Source organism: Celeribacter naphthalenivorans (assembly GCF_020524585.1).
In the GTDB taxonomy this organism is placed as follows: Bacteria; Pseudomonadota; Alphaproteobacteria; order Rhodobacterales; family Rhodobacteraceae; genus Celeribacter; species Celeribacter naphthalenivorans.
The window spans coordinates 93,150-118,138 of sequence record NZ_JAIVLK010000011.1; the positions used below are offsets into that span (position 1 = coordinate 93,150).

Here is a 24,989-nt window from a genome sequence, read left to right on the forward strand (position 1 = left end):
CGTTAGCGGACGCGGGCGACCACGTAGTCTGCGATGTCTGAGAGCATTTCGACAATCTCGCCATTGGGCAGGGCCTTGAGCGCGTCCTTGGCTTTCGCGGACCACTCCAACGCCACATCGCGCGTGTCTTCCAGCGCGTTGTGACGGTTCAGCAGAGCAATCGCATGGTCGAGATCGCCTTCTTCCTGCTTGCCCTTCTCGATGGTCCGCACCCAAAAGGCGCGTTCTTCATCGTCGCCTTTGGCGATCGCCTTGATCAGCGGCAGGGTCAGTTTGCGTTCGCGGAAATCGTCGCCGATGTTCTTGCCGGTCTGCTCGGAGCCCCAGTAATCCAACAGATCGTCGACGATCTGGAAGGAGATTCCAAGCGCATCGCCATAGTCGAACAGCGCTTTGACCACCGTCTCATCGGCCTCGGCGAGAACGCCACCGACCTCGGTCGCCGCAGAAAACAGCGCCGCCGTTTTGCCACGCACGACTTGCAGGTAGATGCTCTCATCCGTCTTCAAATCCTGCGCTGCGGTGAGCTGAAGCACCTCGCCCTCGGCAATCGTCGCCGAGGCGTTCGACAGGATTTGCAACACGCGCATATTGTCCGCGTCTGTCATCAACTGGAACGCGCGGGCGAAAAGGTAATCCCCGACCAGAACCGAAGATTTGTTGTCCCACAACAGGTTGGCCGTCGGACGCCCGCGACGCTGCGCGCTTTCGTCCACCACATCGTCATGCAACAGCGTTGCCGTGTGGATGAACTCGACCGTCGCGGCGAGATGGACGTGATAGGGACCGTCATAGCCACAGGCCTTGGCCGCCGCCAGCGTCAGCATCGGGCGCAGGCGCTTGCCGCCCGCCTCGATCAAATGCGCGGTCACTTCGGGGATGCGGGGCGCGTGTTTCGAGGACATGCGCTCGCGGATCAGCCTATTCACTGCGTCCAATTCCGGCGCCAAAGCCAGGGCCAGTTTCTCATGCGGCTTGACGGCAGCTTTCTCCAGATCCACTTTCTCCAGCCCCATGTGCGATCCCCCGCTTGCTCTGCTCGACAAACCTTTCGGACTGCCGTTAAATCAATGTGATGAAACAGCTTCTCCGCACCACCGACCCGACCCAGATCGTTTATGCCAAAGCCCTTCTGTCCGGGGAGGATATAGACTGCTTTGAAATGGACGTCCATATGAGCGTCCTTGAGGGCAGCATCGGCATTTTGCCGCGCCGTCTCATGGTGCGCGACGAAGACCTCACTCAGGCGCGGCGCATCCTCAGGGACAATGATTTCGAATTGGAGGATCTGTGAGCACGACAGCCGATCTGAGCTGTGACGCTTTTCTGGGTGGTCTGCTCAACATCCATCAACCGATCAAAGGGTATCGTGCCGGGGTCGATCCTGTGCTTTTGGCCGCGGCCACGCCTGCACGGCACGGTGAAAGCGTGCTTGAGCTGGGCTGTGGGGCAGGGGTCGCCTCTTTGTGCCTGCACGCCCGCGTTGAAAATCTGCGCCTGACTGGTGTGGAGCTTCAACCTTTCTACGCCGATCTCGCGCGCCGGAACGCCGAGGAGAACCGCGCCGATCTCACTGTTTTCACGTCAGATTTACGGTATTTGCCGTCAGAGCTGCGCGCCCAGAGTTTCGATCACGTCATCGCCAACCCGCCCTATTACGAGCGCAGCCGCTCGACGGCGGCCGAGGATGCCGGGCGTGATCTGGCCTTGGCCGGAGAGACGCCTTTGGGGGACTGGGTCGATGTGGCGGCGCGGCGGCTCAAACCGAAGGGCTATCTGACCATGATCCAGAAAGCGGATCGCCTGCCGGAGCTGATCTGCGCGATGGAGGGCCGCTTGGGTTCGATCCGGGTGCGCCCGGTCCAGCCCCGTGTCGGGCGTGTCGCCGAACTGGTTCTGATTCAGGCGCGTAAAGGCGGCAGGGCTGCTTTTGTCCTCGAACCAGCTCTTTTGATGCACAAAGGCGTGCGCCATGAACACGATGGCGAGAGCTACGCAGACGATGTGTTAACGATTTTGCGAGATGGCGCTTCCTTGCCGTGGTCACATTAAGGTTTTGGCAATATTTCGCATGCGACCATCCATGCGTCACATTGTTCCAAAAACAGACCGTGACACGACTCAAAATCTATGGTGCACTTGTTACATAGCTTTTACAAAGCTGTACCTTAACAGAGAGGAGAAGACATGAGCTTGACGTCCCACATCGAGGAACTGAAGAAAAAGCACAAATCCCTCTCGGAGGCCGTCGAACACGCCCAGCGTTCGCCAGGTTCCGATGGCCTTCGGATTGCCGATCTGAAGAAACAGAAACTCCGTATCAAAGAAGAAATTGCCCGTCTTTCCACGACCTGAGGCGCTTTAGGATTGGGTCTGGCGGCTTTGATAAGCGGCCAGTCCTGCGCCCGCTGTGATCAGCAGGGCCGATACAATCAAGGTGGCGCGGGGTTCAGCGATCTTCGCGCCGACCAAAACAAGCGTGGACAGCAAGGGTGCGGCATAGGACGCGGTTCCCAAAAGCTGAATATTTCCGCGCTTCACTCCAATATCCCAGACATAAAATGCGGCACCGACGGGTCCCAGCCCGAGCGCGATCATGCTCGCCCAGCCAAGCTGGGTCGAGGGCCAGACCGTGTCCTCCAGCGCCAGATGCGCGATCAGGGACAGCACGGCCGTGGCGAGGCAATAGATCGTGACGACCATGCTCGACACCGATTGAAACCGGCGCGAAATCACCGAATAGCTCGACCAGGTCAGCGCACAGGCCGCCGCAAGCAGGTAGCCCAGCGTATAGTCCCCGGCAAAAGAGGCGCCTTTCGCAACGATGAGTGCCGCGCCAAGGAACGACACTGCCGCCCCGATCAGATGCAGCGGGCGCAGGTGTTCTCCCGGCAGGAAACCCGAAAACAGTACGATCAGCAAAGGCCAGAGATAGGCGATCAGCCCGGCTTCGGCGGGCGGCGCGGCTTTGAGGGCGGAAAAATAGAGGAAGTGGTAGCCAAAAAGGCCCACGGTGCCAAAGGCATAGATCGACAGAGGCACATCACGTAGCTCATGCCAGCGTTTGCTGACGGTGGTCCAAATGACCCCGATCGCACCGCCGATGGCAAAGCACACCGCATTGAGTTGCAACGCGGGCACTTCTCGCGCGCCGACGGTGAAAAGGGCCAAAAGGGCCCATAGCAGGACGGCGATAAATCCGATGGCGGTGGCTGTTGTTTTTGTCATGCCGGCGATTAAGGCGGATTTTTTCGGGAGAGCAATAAAAAAGGGGCCGCAATCCTGCAGCCCCAATCGCTTATGGCTTTTGCAGTCCCTATCAGGTCAGATACTGACCGCCATTCGCGGTGATGGTCGAGCCGGTGATGAAGCCCGCCTCATCGGAGGCCAGGAACACAACGCAGCGCGCGATGTCTTCCGGCTCGCCCAGACGGCCCACCGGGATGGTCGAAATGATCGACTCGCGCACTTTTTCCGGCACGGCCATGACCATTTCAGTCGCGATATAGCCGGGGCAGATCACGTTTACGGTGATGCCCGCGCGCGCGCCTTCCTGCGCCAATGCTTTGGTGAAGCCGATGTCACCCGCTTTCGCGGCGGAGTAGTTGGCCTGACCGAATTGGCCTTTTTGACCGTTGATCGAGCTGATGTTGATCACGCGGCCAAACTTGCGTTCACGCATGCCGGGCCAGAGCGGGTGGGTCATGTTGAACACGCCCGACAGGTTGGTGTCCATGACCTCCTGCCATTGCTCGCGGCTCATCTTATGGAACGGCGCGTCGCGGGTGATGCCCGCGTTGTTCACCAGAACTTCGACTGGCCCGAGGTCTGCTTCGACCTTGGCGATGCCGTCCGCGCAGGCGTCGTAATCGGCGACGGACCATTTGTAGGTCTTGATGCCGGTTTCTTCGGTGAACTTTGCAGCGGCTTCATCGTTACCCGCATAGGTCGCGGCCACGGTGTAGCCCGCGTCTTTCAAAGCCATGGAAATAGCTGCGCCAATCCCGCGTGACCCCCCGGTCACAAGAGCGACTCTCGACATGATACTCCTCCTTATCAATGGTCTCTTGGCAATCTTGTTATTAAATATATTCTGCAATCGCAACAATATTGCTTATGCGCTTGCAGAATATTTTCAATGCGTCGCCGCGGCCTCTCATAGAGAGGTTGGATGAAGGGGCCATGACGGCCCCCTCAAAATCAATCGCGCTCGAGGCAGACGGCCACCCCCATGCCGCCGCCGATGCAAAGCGTGGCGAGGCCTTTCTTGGCGTCGCGGCGCTGCATTTCAAAGAGCAGCGTGTTGAGGATACGCGCCCCGGAGGCACCGATCGGGTGACCGATGGCGATGGCGCCGCCGTTGACGTTCACGATGGCCGGGTCCCACCCCATATCCTTGTTCACGGCACAGGCCTGAGCCGCGAAGGCTTCGTTGGCTTCGACGAGATCCAGATCTTCGGCCTTCCAACCGGCTTTTTCGAGCGCTTTGCGGGACGCAAAGATCGGCCCAACGCCCATGATCGACGGGTCGAGGCCGGCGGTGGCGTAGGAGGCAATACGTGCGAGCGGCTTGATGCCGCGTTTCTCGGCATTCTCCGCAGACATCAAAAGCGCACCGGCAGCGCCATCGTTGATGCCGGAGGCGTTGCCTGCGGTCACGGTGCCGTCGCGATCAAAGGCAGGGCGCAGTTTTTGCATGTTTTCAATCGTGGCACCGTGGCGGATGTATTCGTCTTGGTCGACGACGATGTCACCTTTGCGGGTTTTCACGGTGAAGGGCGTGATCTCATCGGCAAATTTGCCCGCTTTTTGGGCGGCTTCAGCCTTGTTTTGCGAGGCGAGAGCGAAATTATCCTGCATTTCGCGGGAAATCTGCCACTGGCTGGCGACGTTTTCGGCGGTGATCCCCATGTGGTAGCCGTTGAACGCATCCCAAAGGCCGTCCTTGATCATCGAATCGATGAACTTCATATCGCCCATCTTGTGACCCGCGCGCAGGTTGGCGACATGGGGGGAGAGGGACATGTTTTCCTGACCACCCGCGCAGACGATCTCTGCATCACCCAGCATGATATGCTGTGCCGCGAGCGCGATGGTCCGCAGACCGGAGCCGCACACCTGATTGATGCTCCAGGCTGCCGATTCCTGCGGCAGGCCAGCGTTGATGTGGGCTTGGCGAGCCGGGTTCTGGCCTTGGCCCGCGGTCAAAACCTGACCGAGGATGGTTTCGGACACTTCCCCTTTTTCAATGCCCGCACGCGCAACAAGCGCCTCAAGGACACAGGCGCCAAGCTCATGGGCTGGGGTGTTGGCGAAGGAGCCGGAAAAACTTCCGACGGCGGTCCGTGCTGCGGATGCGATAACGACGTTGGTCATGGTGACAATCTCTCTCCCATTGCTTCAAGGGGAGATTGCCCAAAGGGCGTGAAATTTGCAACAAAGTTGCGCAACTCCCCGCGTCAGGTCTATGCTGCATGCGCAGCATAATCAACCTTCATCAAGGCTCCGAGGCGCTTTGCCGCCGTTTTACATCCTATGCTCAGCCAGCTTTCCGTTGTTCATCGCGATTGCGCCAAACCGGATCGATGGTGGCCGCACCAAAATAGTGACCCTGCATGCAATCGATGCCGATTTCCGTCAGATATTCTGCATCCGCAGAGTTTTCGACGAATTCGGCGACCGTATACATGTCAAAATGTTTCGCGACAGAGACCAGCGCCTGAGTGAGCACTTGGTTGTCCGGGTTCGAGGCAATGCCACGAATGAACTCACCATCGATCTTCACGATGTCGAAATAGAACTCCTTGAGATAGCGAAAGGCCGTGTAGCCAGCGCCGAAATCGTCCAAGGCAAATGAGATCCCCATTGCCTGTAACTCCGACATGAAAACAGACACCAGATCGGGCATGACCATGGCCGAGCTTTCCGTGATTTCGAGAATCAGACGCTCCGCAATGGTCGGCCCCTTGGCCAGCCCCGCCGCAAGTGTCTCTTTCCAGCGCGGATATCCAATGGAGCGCGCGGACATGTTGATCGCCAGACGCAGATCGGGATGTTCGTCGAGGGCGCGCAGGCCAAGTTCGAGGGCCAGACAATCGAGCACGCGGCCTGTCTCGGTGGTTTCGGCCACATCAATGAATTCGCGGGCGGGAATCACGCGTCCGGTTTTATCGAGCACGCGGATGAGGCCCTCGTAAAAGGCGGGACGATCCGGGCGCAAGGTCTGAACAATGGGTTGATAGGCCAGCATCACCTGCTTTTTGCGCAAGGCCTCCTGAACCATCTCCATGGTGTTCCGATCCCGGCTCGCAATCGCTGCGGACAGCGGGCTTCCCAAATCGTTATGGTCATAGAAAGAGTCGTTCATCCCGTCACCTTGTATCGCATTCGCATTCCAGTCTTGAATTTGAACGGTTTGGGATAACGGCGGGTAAATTGTAGGTTTTTATGAGAAATTTCGTAAATTTCTTATCAATTGCCTAAGGCTTTGAGATTCATGGATTTTTGTCCTTGGGCGCAGTGATCGGTACAATATGAGACAGATTTACGTAGAATTGTCGGTTCAATATGTCGCAGCTACCCGTCGGGAATGCGCATGTGTAAAGAGACGTCTTTTCGTGAGAAATGTTGGGCTGGGTCGTCGAACTTAACCAGATAGAAAGCAAGCTTTGGTTCTCTGTTGCAAACAGGACAATGGGAACTGACATGTCGCTCCAATATTCCACAACCAGCTTTGCTGCACATAAAGACGAAGCTCCATTTGAAATCGAAGAGCTGTTTTTTTCGCGAACGGACGAACGCGGTGTGATCGCCGCCGGCAATGAGGTCTTTCGTCGGGTGTCCGAATACTCGTGGGGGGAACTTGTTGGCGCGCCGCATAAGATCATTCGTCATCCGGATATGCCCAAGGGCGTTTTTTACATTTTCTGGGAGCGAATCAAAAAGGGGCTGGCCACAGGAGCCTATGTCAAAAACCGGGCCAAAGATGGCCGGTATTATTGGGTCTATGCCATCATTTCCCCCATTCAGGGCGGTTATGTCTCCGTGCGGCTGAAACCGACGTCGAAAGTGTTCGACAGTGCCAAGGCCGCCTATGCCGACATTTTGAAACGAGAAGAACAAGAGGGCCTTACGCCTGAACAAAGTGCCGCTGCGATCCGGGCCAAGTTACAGGAGATGGGGTTTCCGAGCTACGGGGCCTTTAGCTCCTATGCGATCGCTCAGGAAATGCATGCCCGCGATCATGCGCTGTCGCGTTCAGAGGACAGTCGCCTGCAAAGTCTCAAAAATCTGCTGCCGACGCTGAAATCCTTGGACGAGCAACAGCAATCCCTGTTCGCGTCCTTTGCGAAAATTCGTGGAATTCCATCGAATATGCGAATCGTGGCGTCACGACTGGAACCCGCTGGCGGGCCGATCTCTGCCATTTCACAGAATTACCGGCTGATGTCCGATGAGGTGACGAACCATCTGGGCGGGTTTCGGGTCGAAACCGAAAACAAAAGCCTCTCTGAATCCGTGATCTTGCGGGTGTATCAGGGGCTTTTCATGATGGCGGCCTCGCGTCTTCAGCGAGAGGTTAAAACCGTCGCCTCGGAGGCTTTGTCCCGCGGTACGGAGAAAGATGGATTTCAGCAAGAAGTGGAAATCCTGACCAAGCTTCTGGATGAGTATACGCTTGAGGCGGGACAAGTTTTGATGTCCGTTTTCAATGATGTGACCGCTTTGACGCGGTCCGCCAAGGACCTGCGACAGTTGGTGACCGGGTTGGATTCGATCCGTGTTCTGTGTCGGGTAGAGGCGGGGCGCCTTGGGGCACAGTCGGTCTCTCTGACGCCGGTCATTGACCAACTCGACACGTTTCATGTCGAAATTGACAAGACTTTGGAGCAGATTCTGGAGCTTGCCGATAAAATCAAAACATTGGTCGAAGCGGCCATGCCGCGCAGTTTCAACGGGACACTGCAGTATCAGGCGACTATGGCGCGTCGATAACATATGTCATGAGCGCTTGAGCGGAGGGGGAAAACCACTCCGCATCACCGGTCATGCGCGCGATCTCCTTGCCTTCGGGAGAAATCAGGATCGAAACGGGCAGACCCAAAACGCCCATCTCACGTGCCATGGCGCCTTTGGCGTCGACGCGCAGGGGGAGGGTCTTGATTTCTGCCTTCTCAAAAAAGCTTTTCAGGGCCGGGACGGGATTGTGACCTGTGGCAATCGGCAAGACGGTCAGGCCGCGCTCACCAAATTCCGCAGATAACGCATCCAGCGCGGGCATTTCCTTGCGACAAGGGGCGCACCACGTGGCCCAAAAATTCAAAAGCACATACTGCCCCTGATACTCCGCAAGCGTTTCTTCATTGCCGTCAAGATCCGTAAAGGCCAGCGTGCTGACCTCTTTCGGCTCCGTATGGAACCCTAATTTCTGCATGCTGCCTTCGCGCAGAGCCATCGCGGCCTCGATGTCGAGCGCGGTGGCAGGAATTGCACCCAGGCTCAGGGCCGTATAAAGGGTGGCGACAATCAGCTTTTTCAACATGCGGGACACGTCCATGACCGATAAGAAATCAAACGCGATGTGGGGCGGCCGGTTCGCTGCCGGACCTGACGCCATCATGGAAGCGATCAACGCCTCCATTGATTTCGACAAACGGCTGGCTTCCCAAGACATCGCAGGCTCTCGCGCCCATGCGGCAATGCTCGCCAAACAGGGCATCCTCACTGATACCGATGCCGAGGCCATTCGGGAAGGCCTGCTCACGGTTTTGTCAGAGATCGAAGCGGGCGAGTTCACCTTTTCCACAGCACTCGAAGACATCCATATGAATGTCGAAGCGCGCCTCAAAGAGATCATCGGCGAGGCCGCCGGGCGCCTGCACACCGCGCGCTCGCGCAACGATCAGGTGGCGACCGATTTCAAACTCTGGACACGTGACCAATTCGACGCCGCCATCGCTGGCGTTGAGGCGCTGATCCGGGCCTTGATCGCTCAGGCAGACAAAGGCGCCGATTGGGTCATGCCGGGCTTTACGCATCTTCAGACCGCGCAACCTGTGACCTGGGGCCACCACATGATGGCCTATGTCGAGATGCTGGGCCGCGACCTGTCGCGCTTCAAAGACGCCCGCACCCGCATGAACGAAAGCCCGCTGGGCTCAGCGGCTCTTGCGGGCACCGGCTTTCCGATTGACCGTCACATGACGGCAGAGGCGCTGGGCTTTGATCGCCCGACGGCGAACTCTCTCGATGCCGTGGCGGACCGTGACTTTGCGCTGGAATTCCTGTCCTGCGCCTCGATCTGTGCCATGCATCTGTCGCGTTTCGCCGAAGAACTGGTGATCTGGTCCTCGGCTCAGTTCCGCTTTGTGACGCTCTCGGATCGCTTCTCCACCGGCTCGTCGATCATGCCGCAAAAGAAAAACCCCGATGCCGCCGAGCTGATCCGCGCCAAGATCGGGCGGATTTTTGGCGCCAATGTCGCCCTCATGACGGTGATGAAAGGCCTGCCTTTGGCCTATTCGAAGGACATGCAGGAAGACAAAGAGCAAGTTTTCGACGCAGCCGACAACCTGATGCTGGCTTTGGCTGCGATGACCGGCATGGTCTCCGACATGACCGCCAATATCGACAACCTGCGGGCTGCGGCTGCCTCCGGTTTCTCAACCGCGACCGATCTGGCCGACTGGCTGGTGCGCGAGGCGGGGCTGCCGTTCCGCGATGCCCACCACGTCACCGGCGCGCTCGTCGCTATGGCGGAGAAAAAAGGTGTCGATCTGCCGGATTTGAGCCTTGAAGAGATGAAATCCGTTCACGACGCCATCACGACGGGCGTTTATGACGTCTTGACGGTTGAAAACTCTGTCGCTTCTCGCACAAGCTACGGGGGGACCGCGCCCGCACAGGTGCGTGCTCAGATCAAGCGTTGGAAAGAGGTGCTCGGATGAAACGCGTTGTAATGTCTTTGATGATGGCGCTTGGGCTTTCCGCCTGTGGTGTGGCTGGCGAGCCGGTGAAACCGGATGTCGGCATGTCGACCACTGTGGGCGTGAATTCGAAAGGCGGCGGCTTCACGGATACCTCCATCAATATCCATTTCCCGGCCAATTAAAGTCCTGCGTCGGACACGCTTATCGAAAGACCACCACTTATGGATCACTTCCTCTACAAGAACGGCGTGCTTTACGCCGAAGATGTCCCCGTGTCCGAAATCGCAGCCCAGGTCGGCACGCCGTTTTATGTCTATTCCACGGCGACGCTGACCCGGCATTTCACCCTCTTCGACGAGGCGCTGTCGGGGATGGATCACCTCGTGTGTTTCGCGATGAAGTCGAACTCGAACCTCGCCGTTCTGAAACTCATGGGCGAGCTGGGTGCGGGCATCGATGTGGTTTCGATTGGCGAATATCTCAAGGCGAAAGCGGCGGGTCTTCCGGGCGAGCGCATCGTGTTTTCGGGCGTTGGCAAGACGCGATCCGAGATGCGTCAGGCTTTGGAAGGTGGCATTCGTCAGTTTAACGTCGAAAGCGAGCCGGAACTTGAGGCTTTGAACGAGGTGGCAATCGCGTTGGGCGTTAAGGCCCCCATCGCGTTGCGCGTCAATCCGGATGTCGACGCCAAGACCCACGCGAAAATCGCCACCGGAAAATCCGAGAACAAATTCGGCATCCCGATTGCCACCTGTCGTGAGGTTTACGCCCGCGCCGCCAAGATGGATGGCATTGATGTGGTCGGCATCGACGTGCATATCGGCTCGCAGCTGACGCAGCTTGAGCCTTTTGAGCTGGCCTTCACCAAGGTTGCCGAGCTGACCGAGGCCCTGCGTGCCGATGGTCACAATATTCGCCGTCTCGATCTGGGTGGCGGGCTTGGCATTCCCTACGAACGCTCCAACGAAGCGCCGCCGCTCCCCGTCGAATATGGCGATGTGATCCGGCGCACGGTCGGCCATCTGGGCTGTGAGATCGAGATCGAGCCGGGGCGTCTGATCTCCGGCAACGCGGGCATTCTCGTGTCCTCCGTCATCTATCTCAAACATGGCGAGGGGCGTGATTTCCTGATCCTCGATGCGGCGATGAACGATCTTGTGCGCCCCTCGATGTATGACGCCTATCACGACATCATTCCGGTCGTGGAACCCGAAGCCGCCTCTGATCAGGCGCCGCTCGACATCGTTGGTCCGGTTTGCGAGACGGGCGACACCTTTGCCAAAGCGCGCAATATGCCGAAACTCAGCGAAGACGATCTGGTCGCCTTCCGCTCGGCGGGCGCATACGGCGCGGTGATGGCATCGGAGTATAATTCCCGTCCGCTCATTCCGGAGGTTCTGGTGAAAGGCGATCAATTCGCTGTCATCCGGCCGCGTCCGACCTATGACGAGATGATAAATCGCGATAGCATCCCTGTGTGGCTCTGATGCCTGCGCGGTTCGGCGCGGGTGTTTCGAACTAAAACTGAACCGCCGAATCGAGATGCATGGAACCTGACCGCGACCCAGCTCGACACCTGACGGAGACACTCGATCGCCCGCTTGCGCGGCGCGTTTCTACTGCGCTGCGTGCGACCGGGGCGGGGCTTGTCGTCGAGCGTCTGGCGCAGGCTTTCTGGCCCGCTTTCTCTCTCGTGGTTTTCGCGGCGGGTCTTGCTATGTTGGGCGTGCAAGACGCGCTTCCGCTTTGGGCGCTTTGGTCCGTGCTCGCCGTCTTTGGCCTCGCACTCATCTTGTCTCTTGTCTTCGGGCTGCGTCGTTTGCGGCTCCCGGCACAGGGAGAGGCCATCGCGCGCGTGGATGCGCAGCTGCCGGGGCGACCGTTGCAGGCGCTTTCCGATCACGCGCTGTTCGGCGCGGGCGACACCGCCTCCGAGGCGATCTGGACCGCCCACCGCACTCGCATGATCCAAAGGCTTGCCCCGATCCGCGCCGTCGCCCCGACGCTCAACCTTGCGCCGCGCGATCCGTTTGCGCTTAGGCTCATCGCTTTGACGACCTTGGGCATGGGGCTTGTGTTCGGCTCGTTTGAGCGGATGGGTTCCGTCACCGATCTCGGCGACACGAGGTCTGAGGTCGCGATGGGGCCGATTTGGGAAGGCTGGGTGCGCCCGCCCGCCTATTCCGGCAAGCCGACGCTTTATCTTGGCGACCTCGATCCGAATTTCGAGGTGCCGAAAGGCGCCGATGTGACCCTGCGGTTTTATGGCGAAGACGGCGTGTTGACCCTGCGCGAAACCGTCTCTGGCGATGCGCCTGCGGATCGTCCTGATTTTCAAATCGAACAGCCCGGCGAGATCGAGATCGACGGCCCCACTGGGCGGCTTTGGGATGTGGCGTTGCAGCCGGATACGCCCCCCGTGGCCGAACTCACGGGGCCGATGACCCGCGCGCCTTCGGGCGAAGCGCGACAAGATTTCCGCCTCACCGATGATTTCGGCATCAGCCGCGCCATCCTGACCATCACCCGCGATCTCGACGCGACTGCGCGGCAATATGGCTATGTCCTGCCGCCCGAACCGCGCGATGAGATTTCTGTGCCTGTCATGCTGCCGCAAACCGGGGATCGTCGCGAGATCGAGGGGCTGATCGCGGAAAACCTTGCCCAGCATCCTTTCGCGGGGTTGCCCGTGCGCCTGTCGCTGAGCGCTTGGGACGAGGCGGGGCAGGAAAGCACGGCGGCTCTCGCGGAGAGCATCCTGCCGACGCGGCGGTTCTTTGACCCGCTGGCGGCGGCCATCGTGGATCAGCGGCGCGAACTTTTGTGGAACCGTGAAAATGCGGCGCGTGCGGCGCAGGTGCTGCGCGCGGTCTCGGTCAACCCGAGCGAAATGTTTGACGAGATGACCAGTTACATCCGCCTGCGTGAGGTGATCGGTCAGATCGAAGGGCGCGATGGGCTTTTGAGCGACGCGCAGGTCGAGGACATCGCTGCGACGCTTTGGGACATCGCGCTGGAGCTGGAAGACGGCGAGTTGAAAGAGGCGTTGGCCCGTCTGCAACGTGCGCAGGAACGCCTGAGCCAAGCGATGCGCGACGGCGCCACGCCCGAAGAGATCGAAGAGCTGATGCAGGAGCTGCGCGAGGCGACCCGTGATTACATGCAGCAACTGGCCGAACAGCAGGGCCCCGAAGACGACGGCACGGACATGCCGGATCAGGGGGACCAAGGCCAACAGATCACGCAGGATCAGTTGCAGGAGTTGATTGACCGCATTCAGGAGTTGATGGAGCAGGGCCGCATGGCCGAGGCGCAGCAGCTCATGGATATGTTGGCTGAAATGCTGGAGAACATGCGGGTGACGCAGGGCCAAGGGCAGGGCGGCCAGGGCAATCAGGGCATGCAAGGCCTGCAAGACACGCTGCGCGATCAGCAGGAGCTGAACGACGACACCTTTTCCGATCTGCAAAACCAGTTTGGCGAGGATCAGCCCGGCCAAGAGGGGCAGGGTCAAGAGGGACAGGGGCAAGAAGGCCAGAGCCAAGACGGGCAAGATGCGCCGTCTGGTCAGGACAGCGGCTCAGAAGGTCAAGGCCAGAGCCAAGGTGAAAACCAAGGCGAAGGATCTGGCCGGGAGCAGGGCACGCTGTCCGAACGGCAACAGGCCCTGCGCGATGCACTACGCCAGCAACGCCGCAATCTTCCCGGCGGGCAAAGCGGCGACGAAGACAGTCTCGGTGGGGCTTTGGACCGTGCGGATCGCGCCATGGAAGAGGCCGAGCGGGCGCTGCGCGAGGGCGATCTCTCCGGCGCGCTCGACGGTCAGGCCGAGGCGATGGAGGCGCTGCGTGAAGGCATGCGTCAGCTCGGGGAACAGCAGGCGCAGCAGCAACAAGATCAAGAGGGTCAAGACGGCCAAGGCAACGCGGGCGGCGAGCCGCAGGGCCGCGATCCCTTGGGGCGCAGACCCGGTGACACGGGGCGTTTTGGGTCCGACGATGAATTCTACGAAGGCGAGGATGTCTATCGTCGCGCCGAAGAGCTTTTGGACGAAATCCGTCGCCGCACCGAGGATCGTGAGCGCACAGCAGAAGAGCGCGATTACCTCAACCGCCTGCTCGATCAGTTCTAACGCGTTTTATTAAGTGCCGCTGATCTGGCCCAAGAGCGCAGTCAAACGCGCGCTGGCACCAGAGAGAAGCTGATCCAGCCAGCCGCGGAATCCATTCGCCAGAATGATGTAAGACTCCATCACACCCGCAAGAGCAGGCACTTTGGAGGCGATCACGGGCGCGAGCAGATACAGCAGGACAAGCACCACCGCTGTCAGCACCAGCGTCAAAAACACACTGCGAAATCCCGAACGTTCAGCACGGCTGCGACGGGTGTCTTCGTCAGGGACCGTGCCATCTTCATCCCGCTCGGACGCGGCGCTGAGTGTCGAATTGATTTCCTCGATGTCGGGCAAAAGATCACGCCGCTTGCCGCTCGCGGCCGCGACGCCACCGGCGATGATGCCGGGGTCGGACGGGTCCAGCCCGCGCAGACGCGCCATGCGGTCACGCAGGCTTTTCTTGGCCGCGTCCTGTGACGGTTCTTCCAGCCCGAGATCGGGTTGGGTTTCTAACGTTTCGCCTTCGCTATGGCGCATGGACTGATCGAATTCGACCTCGGCGCGCAGGATGTCACGCACGCTGTCCTTCAGAGCAGAACCCGGTTGCGCGGCGACTTCGGGTTCGTCCTCATCATCCTCTTCGAACGGCGGTGCGACAGGTTCCTCGATCGCGTCAATCTCATCGGCCTCAAAACGCTCTGGCTCAGAGGGCATCTCTACAGGGGCCGGTTCGTCTTCGGGGGCAGGCTCCGTTTCGGGCAAGGCCTCGGCCTGTGTCAGCGCCGAGACAGCATCCTCAATGTCGGCTTCGCTTTCGTAAGCTTCGGCCTCCGGTTTGGCGTCTGCACTGTCCGCAAGAGCGTCCTTCTCCTGCGTCAGGTCATAGCCAAGCTCATCGGCCAGCTCATTGTCCATATGCGCAGGATTCTGAAACCAGGTGTGCCCGCAGTTTGAACATTGCACGTCACGGCCCGTGTCGGGTATGACACGCGCATCGACCTCATATTGAGCTCCGCAATTGGGACAAATTAACCGCATTTCTTCCCCTGCCGCACAGATATGCGCGTGCTCCCCCAAGCATAACCGCGCTGTTTTTCGGAATTCTTAACGTTCAGAGGAAGATTGTCCATGTTTTTGCGACAGTTGCATTGAAAGGTTTTGACCAGTGAGGCAAAACTGTCGCGAAGAAGCGACGCTAAACGGGATGGGTTCGCAGAGGTGACATGTGATCGAGTTTCATGATGCAGGCTACGGCTACGGAGGGCGAGAGCTTTTGACAGAAATGTCCCTGACGCTGGCGCCGGGGTCGTTCCATTTTCTGACCGGACCGTCGGGCGCGGGGAAAACCACCTTTCTCAAACTGTGTTACCGTGAGCTTGAGGCCACCGCCGGTCGCGTGTCGATCTTTGGCGAAGACACCCGCCAGATGGAACGCGATGAGGTGGCCGAGCTGCGCCGTCGGATCGGGGTTGTGCATCAGGATTGCCAATTTCTCGACCATTTGAATCTTGCTGACAATGTCGCTTTGCCGCTGTCCGTGTCGGGCCGGGAGCGCGATGATCGGGATTTGGACGATCTGTTGAACTGGGTCGGCCTGTCGGATCAGGCCAAGGCGCGTCCGCCCGAATTGTCCGGCGGCGAACGTCAACGTGCCGCACTTGCGCGCGCCGTGATCATGTCGCCTGAGATCATTCTTGCGGACGAACCCACCGGCAACGTCGATTGGGAGATGTCCCTGCGTCTGTTGCAATTGTTGATTGAACTCAATCGCATGGGCAAAACCGTGGTGATCGCCACCCATGACCTGCATCTCATTCGTCAGGCCAAGGCGCAGGTGCAGGCCCGCGTGTTGCGGATTTCCAATCGCCGCATCCAACAATCGGGGGCGGATCTGTGAAATCCTTTCTCTTGTCCTTCCTGAATTTCAACGAAAGTGCCTCGGGTCGCGTCGTGCCGCCCTCCGGGTTCACTGCGCAACTCACTGTGATCACGGCGGCGGCCATGGGGTTTCTCGCGGTCTTCGCACTGGCATTGTCCATGGCGACGGGGCGTTTGGCAGATCGTTGGGGCACCGAACTTGCCCGTGGGTCTACCGTGCGCATTTCCGCCCCTGCCGATCAGATCGAGGCGCAAACCGAGGCTGCGCTCAAGGTCTTGGAAACCACGCCGGGCGTTGCCGAGGCGCGGCTCTTGACCGCCGAGGAAGAGACCGCCCTTTTGGAGCCCTGGTTTGGCCCTGATCTGCCGCTCGACACGCTGACTTTGCCGGTGCTGATCGATGTGCAGGAGACCTCTGACGGCTTCGATGCCGAAGGCCTGCGTCTGCGCCTGGCGGGCGAAGCCCCGGGTGCTGTGCTTGACGATCACACCCGTTGGCGTCGGCCACTTGTGCGCGCCGCCGAGCGTCTGCGGCTTTTGGGGGTGGTGTCGCTTTTGTTGATCGCGGGCGTCACCGGTGGCATGATCACACTGGCCGCCAATGCCGCTCTTGCCGCCACGGCGCAGGTCATTCGCACCCTGCGTCTCGTCGGTGCCACGGATCGCTTTATCGCCAGTGCCTTTGTGCGTCGTTTCACCTTCCGTGGGTTTTCCGGCGCTGTCATTGGCACGGTCTTCGGGATGATCGCCGTCGCGCTTTTGCCAAGCGCCGATGAGGCGGGCGGCTTCCTGACGGGGCTCGGATTTTCCGGGATGCAATGGCTCTGGCCTCTGTTGATCCCCGTTCTGGCCGCGCTCGTGGCCTTTGTCGCCACGCGGGTGGCCGCGACCCAAACTCTGAGAAGGCTGATGTGATGCCCTATCCGATCCAGTGGATTTTGTCCCTGATCTTCGTGATCCAGATGTATCTGGCGATGGCCCTTTTGGCGATTGTCTTCACGCCTCTGGCCATCCTCAAACGCGACTATGCCTATCTCGCCTGTCGCACCTATTGCCACTGGGTCCGCCTCTCCGCGCGCTGGCTCGTGGGTCTCAAATCCGAAATCCGAGGCGAAGTTCCCACCGATGAGGTGCTGATCGGCGCCAAACATCAAAGCTTTTTCGACATCATTTTGATCGTTTCGGCGGTGCCGCGTCCAAAATTCATCATGAAAAAGCAACTCGTCTGGACCCCCATCGTCGGCTATTATGCCAAGCGCATTGGCTGTGTCGCCGTGGATCGTGGCAAACGTGGTCAGGCGATCAAGAAGATGATCGCGGATGTGAAATCCGGCGCCTCTCTGCCCGGTCAGCTGATCATTTTTCCGCAAGGCACCCGTGTCGCGGCGGGCGCGCATCTGCCCTATAAGATCGGCACCGGCGTGCTCTATGAACAAACAGAACAGCCGCTCGTGCCCGCCGCCACCAATGTTGGCGTGTTCTGGCCGCGCCATGGCGTCTATCGCAAACCGGGCCTCGCGGTGGTGGAATTCCTGCCCCGGATCGACGCCGGGCGCGAGATGAAAGAGGTGATGGCCGAGCTGGAGACCACCGTCGAGACGGCTTCGGATCGGTTGATGGCCGAGGCGGGCTTTGAGGGGGCGGTCAAAACGTCATAGATCAGTGATCTTGTTGCGCTAGATGGTGGGCATGATGAAATACGTCACAGACATCTCCACCCTCGAAGCCCTCTACGGCACACCGGGTCCCGCAGCCACCGACAAGATCGCGCGCCGCATGACGCCGGAGTTTCGCCTCTGGCTGGACCGCTGCCGCTTTTGCATCCTCTCCACCGTCGGCCCCGAAGGCACGGACGCCAGCCCACGTGGCGACAAAGAGCCGGTGCTGCGCGAATTGGACCCCGGCACGCTCGCGCTGCCCGACTGGATGGGCAACAACCGCATCGACAGTCTGCGCAACATCGTCCGCGATCCACGCGCCTCTTTGATGCTCTTTGTGCCCGGCTCGAACAATGTGGTGCGGATCAACGGGCGGGCCTTCGTCACGCTGGACGACGATCTTCGCCAATCCTTTGAAGTGAATGGCAAACATCCCCGCTCCGTCATCGTCTTTGAAATCTCTGAGATCTACACCCAATGCGCCCGCGCCCTGATGCGTGCGGGGTTTTGGGAGGGGCGCGACGACAGCGAGGGCTTGCCCAGCGTCGGGCAAATCCTTGCGGCCCTCACTGACGGTCGGGTCGGAGGACAAGCCTATGACGAGGAATGGCCCGAACGCGCCGCCAAAAGCATGTGGTAACAAAAAAGGCCGCGCAAATCGCACGGCCTCTTCATTGCAGATCAAGTACTCAAAATCTGGTTTACGCAGCCAGACCCTTAGACCCCATCTCAAGGAACTTCTTGCGGCGGTCCTTGAGGATGGTCTCCGGTTTTTTCTTTTGCAGCGGGGCGAGCATGGCTTCGATCGCCTTGCCCACGGCGGCAATCGTGGCCTCGCGGTCGCGCTGTGCGCCGCCCAGAGGTTCGGGGATGATCTGGTCGATCACGCCGAGTTTCTGCAAATCCTGTGCGGTCAGGCGCAGCGCCTCGGCGGCCTCGCGCATTTTCTCGGCGTCTTTCCAAAGAATCGAGGCGCAGCCTTCGGGCGAAATCACCGAGTAGACCGAATGTTCGAGCATCGCGAGCTTGTTGGAGGACGCAAAAGCAACCGCGCCACCGGAGCCGCCCTCGCCAATGATCACGGAAATCATCGGCACTTTCAGTTTGAGACATTTCGCGGTGGATTGCGCGATGGCCTCAGATTGACCACGCTCTTCCGCGCCTTTGCCCGGATAGGCGCCGGGGGTGTCGACCAGCGCGATGACCGGAAGGCCAAAACGGTCGGCCAAATCCATCAAACGAATGGCTTTGCGATAGCCTTCGGGGCGGGCCATGCCGAAATTGCGCTCGATGCGCGATTTGGTGTCATGGCCTTTTTCCTGACCGATCACCACGACCGGCTGGTCGCCAAAGCGTGCCAGACCGCCCATGACCGCATGGTCATCGGCGAAATTCCGGTCACCCGCCAGCGGCGTGTATTCGGTGAACAGCGCTTCGATATAGTCCTTGCAATGCGGACGATCCGGGTGGCGCGCGACCTGACATTTGCGCCAGGGCGTCAGGCCTTTGTAGAGGTCCTTGAGCATATCGGCCGCTTTCTTATCCAAAGCGGCGGCTTCTTTTTCGACGTCCATCTCTTCGTTGCTGCGGGCAAGGGCGCGCAATTCTTCGGCTTTGCCCTCGATCTCGGCCAAGGGTTTTTCGAATTCGAGATAGTGAGTCATGCGGACCTCCGAACGGTTTCGACCCCGTATATGGCTATTTTCGCGCGCGGGTGCAACTCAGCAAGAAAATACTCCGGGGATTGCCGTCTCGCATGCTCGCAAATCTGCGAAAAGAAACGCCCCGAAGCTTGCACTCCGGGGCGTTATCGCCTCAACGACCGTGCCTCCCCGCACGGACGGAGGGGATTAGCTTTTCGCGATCAATTCGGATTGGGCCACGATGACCTCGGCCTGTTTGATCGAGGCGATGTCGACCAGTCGGCCTTTGTAAACGGTCGCGCCTTCGCCATTTGCCTTGGCCTGTTCCATGGCGGCGAGGATTTCGCGGGCTTCGGTGACGGCCTCCTCGGAGGGCGTAAACACCTCATTGGCCAGCGCAATTTGTTTCGGGTGGATCGCCCATTTGCCGACCATGCCCAGCGTTGCGGAACGCCGCGCCTGCGCCCGGTAGCCCTCGTCATCGGAGAAGTCGCCAAAGGGGCCATCGACCGGCAGGACGCCGTGCGTGCGACAAGCGGCAACGATGGCGGCCTGCGCCCAGTGCCACGGGTCGGAGTAATGCCGCGTGTCGCCGTGCAGCATGTAGTAATTCTCCTGCGTGCCGCCGATGCCGGTGGTTTGCATGCCCATCGAGGCCGCGAAATCCGCCGCCCCAAGGCTCATGGCGACGAGACGCGGAGAGCTGGCTGCGATCTCTTCGACATGGGCGATGCCGGCGGCGGATTCGATGATGACCTCAAAATTGATCTTTTTCGTGCGGCCCTTGGCGCGCTCGATGGCGGTGACCAGCGCGTCGACTGCATAGATGTCTTCGGCGCAGCCCACTTTCGGGATCATGATCTGATCGAGCCGCTCGCCCGCCTGTTCCAAGAGGTCCACGACATCGCGATACCAATAGGGCGTGTCGAGCGAGTTGATCCGCACGGCCAGAGTTTTCTTGCCCCAATCAATTGTGTTGATTGCCTCGATGATATTGGCGCGGGCGACATCCTTGTCCGAGGGTGCCACAGAATCTTCGAGGTCGAGATTGATCACATCCGCCGCGGAAGCTGCCATTTTCGGGAAGAGTTTGGTGTTCGATCCGGGGCCGAACAGCTGGCAGCGGTTCGGGCGATCCACGGGGGTGGGCTGGAGTTGGAAGGACATTGGCGCTCCTCTCGCAATGATATTTCCAAAATGTCGAATGCATTGTTATTATCTTGCGCACCATGTGGCAAGGAAGATTTTGCGCCTGCGGCATATCCCGCGTCGAGGCTGAAAATAAAGTTTTCAAACTGCTTATTTCCTGAACAATGTAATTATTATCCCAAAATATATACTATGCACGGGATATTCTCCCATTCCGTCAGCTTCTCTGACGCAAAATCCGAAGCACCTTGCATCGAATCTCGGTCACTCTGGGTCAAACGCAACCGGAGTGCTGCACCATGATCGAAACACCATATCTTCTTTTCCTCGGCGACGCCCCTGACCAACTGGCTGCGAAAGTGGCGCAAGGGATCAAGGACTGGCGCCCCGAATTCGCCCTCGGCCAGTTCCGCATGGAAGGCTGCAAAGCCGATATGAAGCTGCCGGATATGGACCTGAAGGCGGCGAAAGCCGCAGGTGCGAAGACCCTGGTCATCGGTGTCGCCAACCGCGGCGGCGTGATCAGCCAGGCATGGAAAAAGGTTCTGATCGATGCGCTCGAAGAAGGGTTCGATATTGCCTCCGGCCTGCACAACCTGCTGCGCGAGGAAGAAGACCTTGTGGCGGTCGCCAAGACCTTTGGTCGGACCCTGCACGATGTGCGCATCCCCTCGGTGAAATATCCGATCGCCAACGGTGTGAAACGCAGCGGCAAGCGCTGTCTCGCCGTCGGCACCGATTGTTCCGTGGGCAAGATGTACACCGCCCTCGCGATGGATAAGGCGATGCGCGAAAAGGGCATGAAATCGACCTTCCGCGCCACTGGCCAGACCGGCATTCTGATCACCGGCGACGGTGTGCCGCTTGATGCGGTGATTGCCGATTTCATGGCGGGCTCCATCGAATATCTGACGCCGGACAACGATGAAGATCACTGGGACCTGATCGAGGGGCAGGGCAGCCTGTTCCACGTGTCCTATTCCGGCGTGACCATGGCCTTGGTGCATGGCGGTCAGCCGGATGCGCTGATCCTCTGCCATGAACCGACCCGTGAACATATGCGCGGCCTGCCGGGGTTCTCGCTTCCGACGCTTGAGGCGCTGCGCGATATGGCCCTGCCGCTGGCACAGGTGGCGAACCCGGACTGTAAGGTCGTCGGCATTTCGATCAACACCCAGCACCTCTCTGAGGAAGAGGCACTCGCTTATCTCGCCAAAGTCGAGGAAGAGATGGGCCTGCCCGCCGTCGATCCGTTCCGTCAGGGCGCGGGCCGTCTGGCCGATGCTTTGGCATCACTCTAAAACCAAAGGGCGTCTTCGGGCGCCCTTTTCACAAAACAGGCCCAAATTCAGGACATTCCTATGCCCAAGCTGACCGTCGCTGCAGAGAGTTTTCGTCTGGCCGAGGTGTTCACCATCTCGCGCGGATCGCGCACCGAGGCCAAGGTGATCACGGTGCGCGCCACAGAAGGCGATCAGACCGGTTGGGGCGAATGTGTGCCCTATGCGCGCTATGGTGAGAGCCTCGAGAGCGTCGCCGCCGAGATCGAGGGCCTGCCCGAAGACATCACGCGGGCGACTTTGCAGGAGGCGCTCTCTGCGGGCGCCGCGCGCAATGCGGTCGATTGTGCGTTATGGGATTTGGAGGCCTCCAAGGTCGGGAAACGCGTCTGGGAGATGCTCGACCTGCCTGCGCCGATCCCGATGATCACGGCCTATACGCTGTCGCTGGCTTCTCCCGAGGAGATGGAGCGTTCTGCGGCCAAACACGCGCATCGGCCGCTGTTGAAGATCAAACTCGGCACGCCTGACGACATGGCGCGGCTTGAGGCGGTGCGGCGTGGCGCGCCGACATCGAAGATTATTGTCGATGCGAATGAGGGTTGGACTGCCGAGGTCTATGCAGATCTCGCGCCGCATCTGGTGCGGCTTGGCGTGCAGCTTGTGGAACAACCCTTGCCCGCGGGACAGGACGATATGTTGGCAGAGATTGAGAGACCCCTTCCGGTCTGTGCCGACGAGTCCTGTCACGACCGGGCGAGCCTGCCGGATCTCAAGGGCAAATACGATGTGATCAACATCAAGCTCGACAAGACCGGCGGGCTCACCGAGGCTTTGGAGCTGCGCAAGGCGGCGCGCGCCGAGGGCTATGGCATCATGGTCGGCTGTATGGTCGGCACCTCTTTGGCGATGGCCCCCGCGATCATCGTGGCGCAGGGCGCGCGCGTGGTGGACCTTGACGGGCCATTGCTTTTGGCAGAAGACCGTCCCGAACCTTTGCACTATGACGCGGAGGGCGTTCACCCGCCTCTGCGCGCGCTTTGGGGCTGATGAGAGGGCGGAAGCCCGTATGTAAGGAGAACACCATGACCCGCACCGTTTACGTGAACGGCGACTACCTGCCGGAAACCGAGGCAAAAATTTCCATTTTCGACCGCGGGTTCCTGATGGCGGACGCGGTCTATGAGGTGACCTCTGTCCTGAATGGCAAGCTCATCGACTTTCAGGGCCACGTCGCCCGTCTTCAGCGCTCGCTTTCCGAGCTTGACATGGTGTCGCCGGTGACGATGGACGAGCTGTTGGATATCCACCACCAGTTGATCGAGAAAAACAACCTCGAAGAGGGCGGGATTTACCTTCAGGTGACCCGTGGTGCGGGCGCCGACCGCGATTTCGTTTGGCCGGACCCCGAAGAGGTGAAAGGCGGCATCGTGCTTTTTACCTTTGCCAAGAAAATCACCTCGAACAAAGCGCTCGATGAGGGCATCAAGGTGATCTCCGTCGAGGACCTGCGCTGGGGCCGTCGCGACATCAAGACCACGCAGCTTTTGTGGCCGTCCTACGCCAAGATGCAGGCCAAGAAAGCCGGTGCGAGCGACGCGTGGTTCGTCGAAGATGGGTATGTGACCGAGGGCTATGCCAACAACGCCTATATCGTCAAAGACGGTGTGATCATCACCCGCGAGCTGTCCAACGACATCCTGCATGGCATCACCCGGACCGCGATCCTCAAGTTTGCCAAAGAGGCGCAGATGAAGATCGAGGAACGCCCCTTCACCATCGAAGAGGCTCAGGCTGCGGATGAGGCTTTCGCGACCTCTGCCACGGGCTTTACACAGCCGGTGATCGAGATCGACGGTGTGACGGTCGGCACCGGCAAACCGGGTCCGGTGTCCACGCGCCTGCGTGAGATTTACATCGACGAGATGCCGAAAACGGCGCTGTGATCCGATCTCACAGTGATCTAATGCAAAAGGCCCGCACGTGTGCGGGCCTTTTCTTTTAGTCGGTTTCGCCGCTGAGGCATCCGTTTTCGGAGATGTCCTGACGCCATTGTCGGGTGCGCAGGGTGTCGATGTCTTCGAACTCGGCGCAGACTGTAAAGCTGCCGTCGTCTTGCGGCAGGTAGCGGTAGCCTTCTTCGGGCAACAAAGCCGCCTCGGCCATATTCAGGGAGCAGGTCTCCGTGTTGTCCAAAGTGGCAGGCAGTTCACCGGCTGCGCGCGCGAGGCATTGGGCCTGGCTTTGCAGAGCGATCAAATCCCAATAGCGTTGATCGTCGCGTTTCTCGATCCGCCCGGCCTCCGGACCGCCCACCGTGAGCAGCCCCGCGACCAGAACGCCCGCGACAAGGACGGTGAGCGCCACCTGCGGCCAAGGCTTAGTGTCCATCTTCGGCATCCTTCATGGCGCCTTGGAAATAGCCGAACACAGTGCCCGCGACGGCCGCGACCAACACAAGCTGCGCGATGAATTCAAGCGTCAACTCGCCATTCAAGAGCGCATAAATGGCCCCCAAAAGATCGCCCAGAAGCGCGATGGAGGAAAAGAACAGGGCGCTGTAGCCAAACCATTTGCGAACGACGGAGCGCTTGTGGCTTGGGTCGCGGGCAAGCTTGCGGGACTCCGAGCGTTGCATCAGCATGAACAGCGGGAAGAACACGATCAGTGCCGCGATGGACCAGCGCATGGAGCGGTTGCTCAAAGAGGGGCGCGGCGTGTCGGAGAGCCAGCGTTTGATCAGGTCGAAGCCGAGGTCGACGATGTGCCAAGCGGTCATGCTCAGCGCGACGAACATCAGCGCGTAGAAAAAGGCTTCCCGTGCAGAGACATAGGGGCGCGGACGCGGCACCGGCGGGATGTGATCCGTGTCGGCCCAGGCGCTCAGAGCCTCGCGCACTTCGCTATCGGCCCATCCCGCCTCGCGCAAGGCGGTGGCGATGTCATCGCGGCTCTGGCCGGAGATCAGCGCCTCGCGGGTGAATTGCGCCAGTTGCTCTGCGGGCTTCATTCTTTCAATTCTTTCCCGACATTCTCGGCAAAGGCTTTTTCGAAAGCGGCCTGTTTCTCGGGCGAGGCCTCGGTCTGGCTTTGCGTCTTCCAGTCGTCATAGGGCATGCCGTAATATAGCTCGCGCGCCTCGTCTTTCGACATCTCGATGCCGCGCTCGCCTGCGGCCTCCTGCACCCAGCGCGACAGGCAATTGCGACAGAACCCGGCGAGGTTCATCATGTCGATGTTCTGCACATCAGGGCGTTTGTTCATGAGGTGATCGCGCAGCGTGCGAAAGGCCGCCGCTTCGATCTCCACCATGGTTTTCTCGTCAATCTCGGGCATCT

At 59.7% G+C, this 24,989-nt stretch carries 27 protein-coding genes; 15 read left to right on the forward strand and 12 right to left on the reverse strand.

The features are described from left to right. Nucleotides 1-2 precede the first annotated feature (2 nt). Complete coding sequence (locus LC094_RS20090) at nucleotides 3-1,016, reverse strand: polyprenyl synthetase family protein (protein ID WP_226554563.1); 1,014 nt, start codon at nucleotides 1,014-1,016, stop codon at nucleotides 3-5. A 59-nt stretch (nucleotides 1,017-1,075) separates the two neighbouring features. On the opposite strand from LC094_RS20090, the gene LC094_RS20095 reads away from it, so the two are divergent. From LC094_RS20095 to LC094_RS20105, 3 genes are all read left to right on the forward strand, one after another. Then, entirely contained in the window at nucleotides 1,076-1,294 is a 219-nt protein-coding gene (locus LC094_RS20095) for a putative signal transducing protein (protein ID WP_226554564.1), read from the forward strand. Continuing rightward, nucleotides 1,291-2,052 carry a tRNA1(Val) (adenine(37)-N6)-methyltransferase gene (locus LC094_RS20100; RefSeq protein WP_226554565.1) on the forward strand — a complete coding sequence of 254 codons (762 nt, stop codon included), beginning with the start codon at nucleotides 1,291-1,293 and terminating at the stop codon, nucleotides 2,050-2,052. Before LC094_RS20095 ends, LC094_RS20100 begins: the two co-directional genes overlap by 4 nt. A gap of 135 nt (nucleotides 2,053-2,187) precedes the next feature. Next, entirely contained in the window at nucleotides 2,188-2,355 is a 168-nt protein-coding gene (locus LC094_RS20105; protein ID WP_226554566.1) for a YdcH family protein, read from the forward strand. Nucleotides 2,356-2,361: 6 nt separating this feature from the next. On the opposite strand, the gene yddG is transcribed toward LC094_RS20105, so the two are convergent. The 4 genes from yddG to LC094_RS20125 all read right to left on the reverse strand — a co-directional run bounded on the left by yddG (nucleotide 2,362) and on the right by LC094_RS20125 (nucleotide 6,367). After that, entirely contained in the window at nucleotides 2,362-3,228 is an 867-nt protein-coding gene (gene yddG, locus LC094_RS20110; RefSeq protein ID WP_226554567.1) for an aromatic amino acid exporter YddG, read from the reverse strand. 91 nt (nucleotides 3,229-3,319) lie between these two features. Next, nucleotides 3,320-4,042: a beta-ketoacyl-ACP reductase gene (phbB, locus tag LC094_RS20115; protein ID WP_226554568.1), complete on the reverse strand. Its 723-nt coding sequence runs from the start codon at nucleotides 4,040-4,042 to the stop codon at nucleotides 3,320-3,322. 158 nt (nucleotides 4,043-4,200) lie between these two features. After that, a complete protein-coding gene (locus tag LC094_RS20120; protein ID WP_226554569.1) occupies nucleotides 4,201-5,376 on the reverse strand; it encodes an acetyl-CoA C-acetyltransferase in 1,176 nt (391 codons plus the stop codon). Nucleotides 5,377-5,539: 163 nt separating this feature from the next. Then, nucleotides 5,540-6,367 (reverse strand): EAL domain-containing protein, encoded by an 828-nt coding sequence (locus LC094_RS20125; RefSeq protein ID WP_226554570.1) that lies wholly within the window; start codon nucleotides 6,365-6,367, stop codon nucleotides 5,540-5,542. Nucleotides 6,368-6,705: 338 nt separating this feature from the next. Here LC094_RS20125 and LC094_RS20130 point away from each other — a divergent pair, with 338 nt between their 5' ends. Beyond that, entirely contained in the window at nucleotides 6,706-7,995 is a 1,290-nt protein-coding gene (locus LC094_RS20130) for a PAS domain-containing protein (protein ID WP_226554571.1), read from the forward strand. Here the strand turns inward: LC094_RS20130 and LC094_RS20135 are convergent. Next, nucleotides 7,979-8,674, reverse strand: a complete 696-nt coding sequence (locus tag LC094_RS20135; protein WP_319003312.1) for a TlpA disulfide reductase family protein — start codon at nucleotides 8,672-8,674, stop codon at nucleotides 7,979-7,981. The genes LC094_RS20130 and LC094_RS20135 overlap by 17 nt on opposite strands. On the opposite strand from LC094_RS20135, the gene argH reads away from it, so the two are divergent. The 4 genes from argH to LC094_RS20155 are packed head-to-tail and all read left to right on the forward strand — an operon-like array spanning nucleotide 8,556 to nucleotide 14,061. Next, a complete protein-coding gene (argH, locus tag LC094_RS20140) occupies nucleotides 8,556-9,947 on the forward strand; it encodes an argininosuccinate lyase (protein ID WP_226554572.1) in 1,392 nt (463 codons plus the stop codon). The two genes, LC094_RS20135 and argH, sit on opposite strands and share 119 nt — an antisense overlap. Then, nucleotides 9,944-10,111, forward strand: coding sequence for an argininosuccinate lyase (locus LC094_RS20145; RefSeq protein WP_226554573.1), 168 nt, complete (start codon nucleotides 9,944-9,946; stop codon nucleotides 10,109-10,111). The genes argH and LC094_RS20145 overlap by 4 nt, the downstream gene beginning before the upstream one ends. Nucleotides 10,112-10,150: 39 nt before the next feature. Beyond that, entirely contained in the window at nucleotides 10,151-11,416 is a 1,266-nt protein-coding gene (gene lysA, locus LC094_RS20150) for a diaminopimelate decarboxylase (protein ID WP_226554574.1), read from the forward strand. Between the two features lie 59 nt (nucleotides 11,417-11,475). Next, on the forward strand, nucleotides 11,476-14,061 hold the full coding sequence (locus LC094_RS20155; RefSeq protein WP_226554575.1) for a DUF4175 domain-containing protein: 2,586 nt from the start codon (nucleotides 11,476-11,478) through the stop codon (nucleotides 14,059-14,061). Between the two features lie 9 nt (nucleotides 14,062-14,070). Here LC094_RS20155 and LC094_RS20160 read toward each other — a convergent pair whose 3' ends face one another. Beyond that, the gene (locus tag LC094_RS20160) at nucleotides 14,071-15,081 is read right to left on the reverse strand and encodes a zinc-ribbon domain-containing protein (protein WP_404815057.1); all 1,011 of its coding nucleotides are present in this window, start codon (nucleotides 15,079-15,081) and stop codon (nucleotides 14,071-14,073) included. A gap of 187 nt (nucleotides 15,082-15,268) precedes the next feature. Between LC094_RS20160 and LC094_RS20170 the strand changes: the two genes are divergently transcribed. The 4 genes from LC094_RS20170 to LC094_RS20185 are packed head-to-tail and all read left to right on the forward strand — an operon-like array spanning nucleotide 15,269 to nucleotide 18,219. Further along, nucleotides 15,269-15,940, forward strand: coding sequence for a cell division ATP-binding protein FtsE (locus LC094_RS20170; RefSeq protein ID WP_226554576.1), 672 nt, complete (start codon nucleotides 15,269-15,271; stop codon nucleotides 15,938-15,940). Then, entirely contained in the window at nucleotides 15,937-16,836 is a 900-nt protein-coding gene (locus LC094_RS20175) for a cell division protein FtsX (RefSeq protein WP_226554577.1), read from the forward strand. Before LC094_RS20170 ends, LC094_RS20175 begins: the two co-directional genes overlap by 4 nt. Continuing rightward, the gene (locus tag LC094_RS20180) at nucleotides 16,836-17,579 is read left to right on the forward strand and encodes a lysophospholipid acyltransferase family protein (RefSeq protein WP_226554578.1); all 744 of its coding nucleotides are present in this window, start codon (nucleotides 16,836-16,838) and stop codon (nucleotides 17,577-17,579) included. Before LC094_RS20175 ends, LC094_RS20180 begins: the two co-directional genes overlap by 1 nt. A 34-nt stretch (nucleotides 17,580-17,613) precedes the next feature. Beyond that, nucleotides 17,614-18,219, forward strand: a complete 606-nt coding sequence (locus LC094_RS20185; RefSeq protein WP_226554579.1) for a pyridoxamine 5'-phosphate oxidase family protein — start codon at nucleotides 17,614-17,616, stop codon at nucleotides 18,217-18,219. Nucleotides 18,220-18,280: 61 nt separating this feature from the next. Here the strand turns inward: LC094_RS20185 and LC094_RS20190 are convergent, their stop codons facing one another. Together LC094_RS20190 and LC094_RS20195 are read right to left on the reverse strand one after the other, a co-directional pair. After that, the gene (locus LC094_RS20190; RefSeq protein WP_226554580.1) at nucleotides 18,281-19,243 is read right to left on the reverse strand and encodes an acetyl-CoA carboxylase carboxyltransferase subunit alpha; all 963 of its coding nucleotides are present in this window, start codon (nucleotides 19,241-19,243) and stop codon (nucleotides 18,281-18,283) included. A 186-nt stretch (nucleotides 19,244-19,429) separates the two neighbouring features. Then, nucleotides 19,430-20,389 (reverse strand): L-malyl-CoA/beta-methylmalyl-CoA lyase, encoded by a 960-nt coding sequence (locus LC094_RS20195; protein ID WP_226554581.1) that lies wholly within the window; start codon nucleotides 20,387-20,389, stop codon nucleotides 19,430-19,432. A 281-nt stretch (nucleotides 20,390-20,670) separates the two neighbouring features. On the opposite strand from LC094_RS20195, the gene dgcN reads away from it, so the two are divergent. The 3 genes from dgcN to LC094_RS20210 are packed head-to-tail and all read left to right on the forward strand — an operon-like array spanning nucleotide 20,671 to nucleotide 23,597. Further along, complete coding sequence (gene dgcN / locus LC094_RS20200) at nucleotides 20,671-21,672, forward strand: N-acetyltransferase DgcN (protein ID WP_226554582.1); 1,002 nt, start codon at nucleotides 20,671-20,673, stop codon at nucleotides 21,670-21,672. 60 nt (nucleotides 21,673-21,732) lie between these two features. Beyond that, nucleotides 21,733-22,701, forward strand: coding sequence for an N-acetyl-D-Glu racemase DgcA (dgcA, locus tag LC094_RS20205; RefSeq protein WP_226554583.1), 969 nt, complete (start codon nucleotides 21,733-21,735; stop codon nucleotides 22,699-22,701). Nucleotides 22,702-22,736: 35 nt separating this feature from the next. After that, complete coding sequence (locus LC094_RS20210) at nucleotides 22,737-23,597, forward strand: D-amino-acid transaminase (RefSeq protein ID WP_226554584.1); 861 nt, start codon at nucleotides 22,737-22,739, stop codon at nucleotides 23,595-23,597. A 55-nt stretch (nucleotides 23,598-23,652) separates the two neighbouring features. On the opposite strand, the gene LC094_RS20215 is transcribed toward LC094_RS20210, so the two are convergent. Genes LC094_RS20215 through LC094_RS20225 form a run of 3 tightly spaced genes read right to left on the reverse strand, consistent with a single transcriptional unit; the run spans nucleotide 23,653 to nucleotide 24,987 of the window. After that, the gene (locus tag LC094_RS20215; protein WP_226554585.1) at nucleotides 23,653-24,042 is read right to left on the reverse strand and encodes a hypothetical protein; all 390 of its coding nucleotides are present in this window, start codon (nucleotides 24,040-24,042) and stop codon (nucleotides 23,653-23,655) included. Continuing rightward, on the reverse strand, nucleotides 24,032-24,661 hold the full coding sequence (locus LC094_RS20220; RefSeq protein ID WP_226554586.1) for a DUF5671 domain-containing protein: 630 nt from the start codon (nucleotides 24,659-24,661) through the stop codon (nucleotides 24,032-24,034). The genes LC094_RS20215 and LC094_RS20220 overlap by 11 nt, the downstream gene beginning before the upstream one ends. Beyond that, entirely contained in the window at nucleotides 24,658-24,987 is a 330-nt protein-coding gene (locus tag LC094_RS20225) for a DUF1244 domain-containing protein (RefSeq protein WP_264186607.1), read from the reverse strand. Before LC094_RS20225 ends, LC094_RS20220 begins: the two co-directional genes overlap by 4 nt. Nucleotides 24,988-24,989 lie beyond the last annotated feature (2 nt).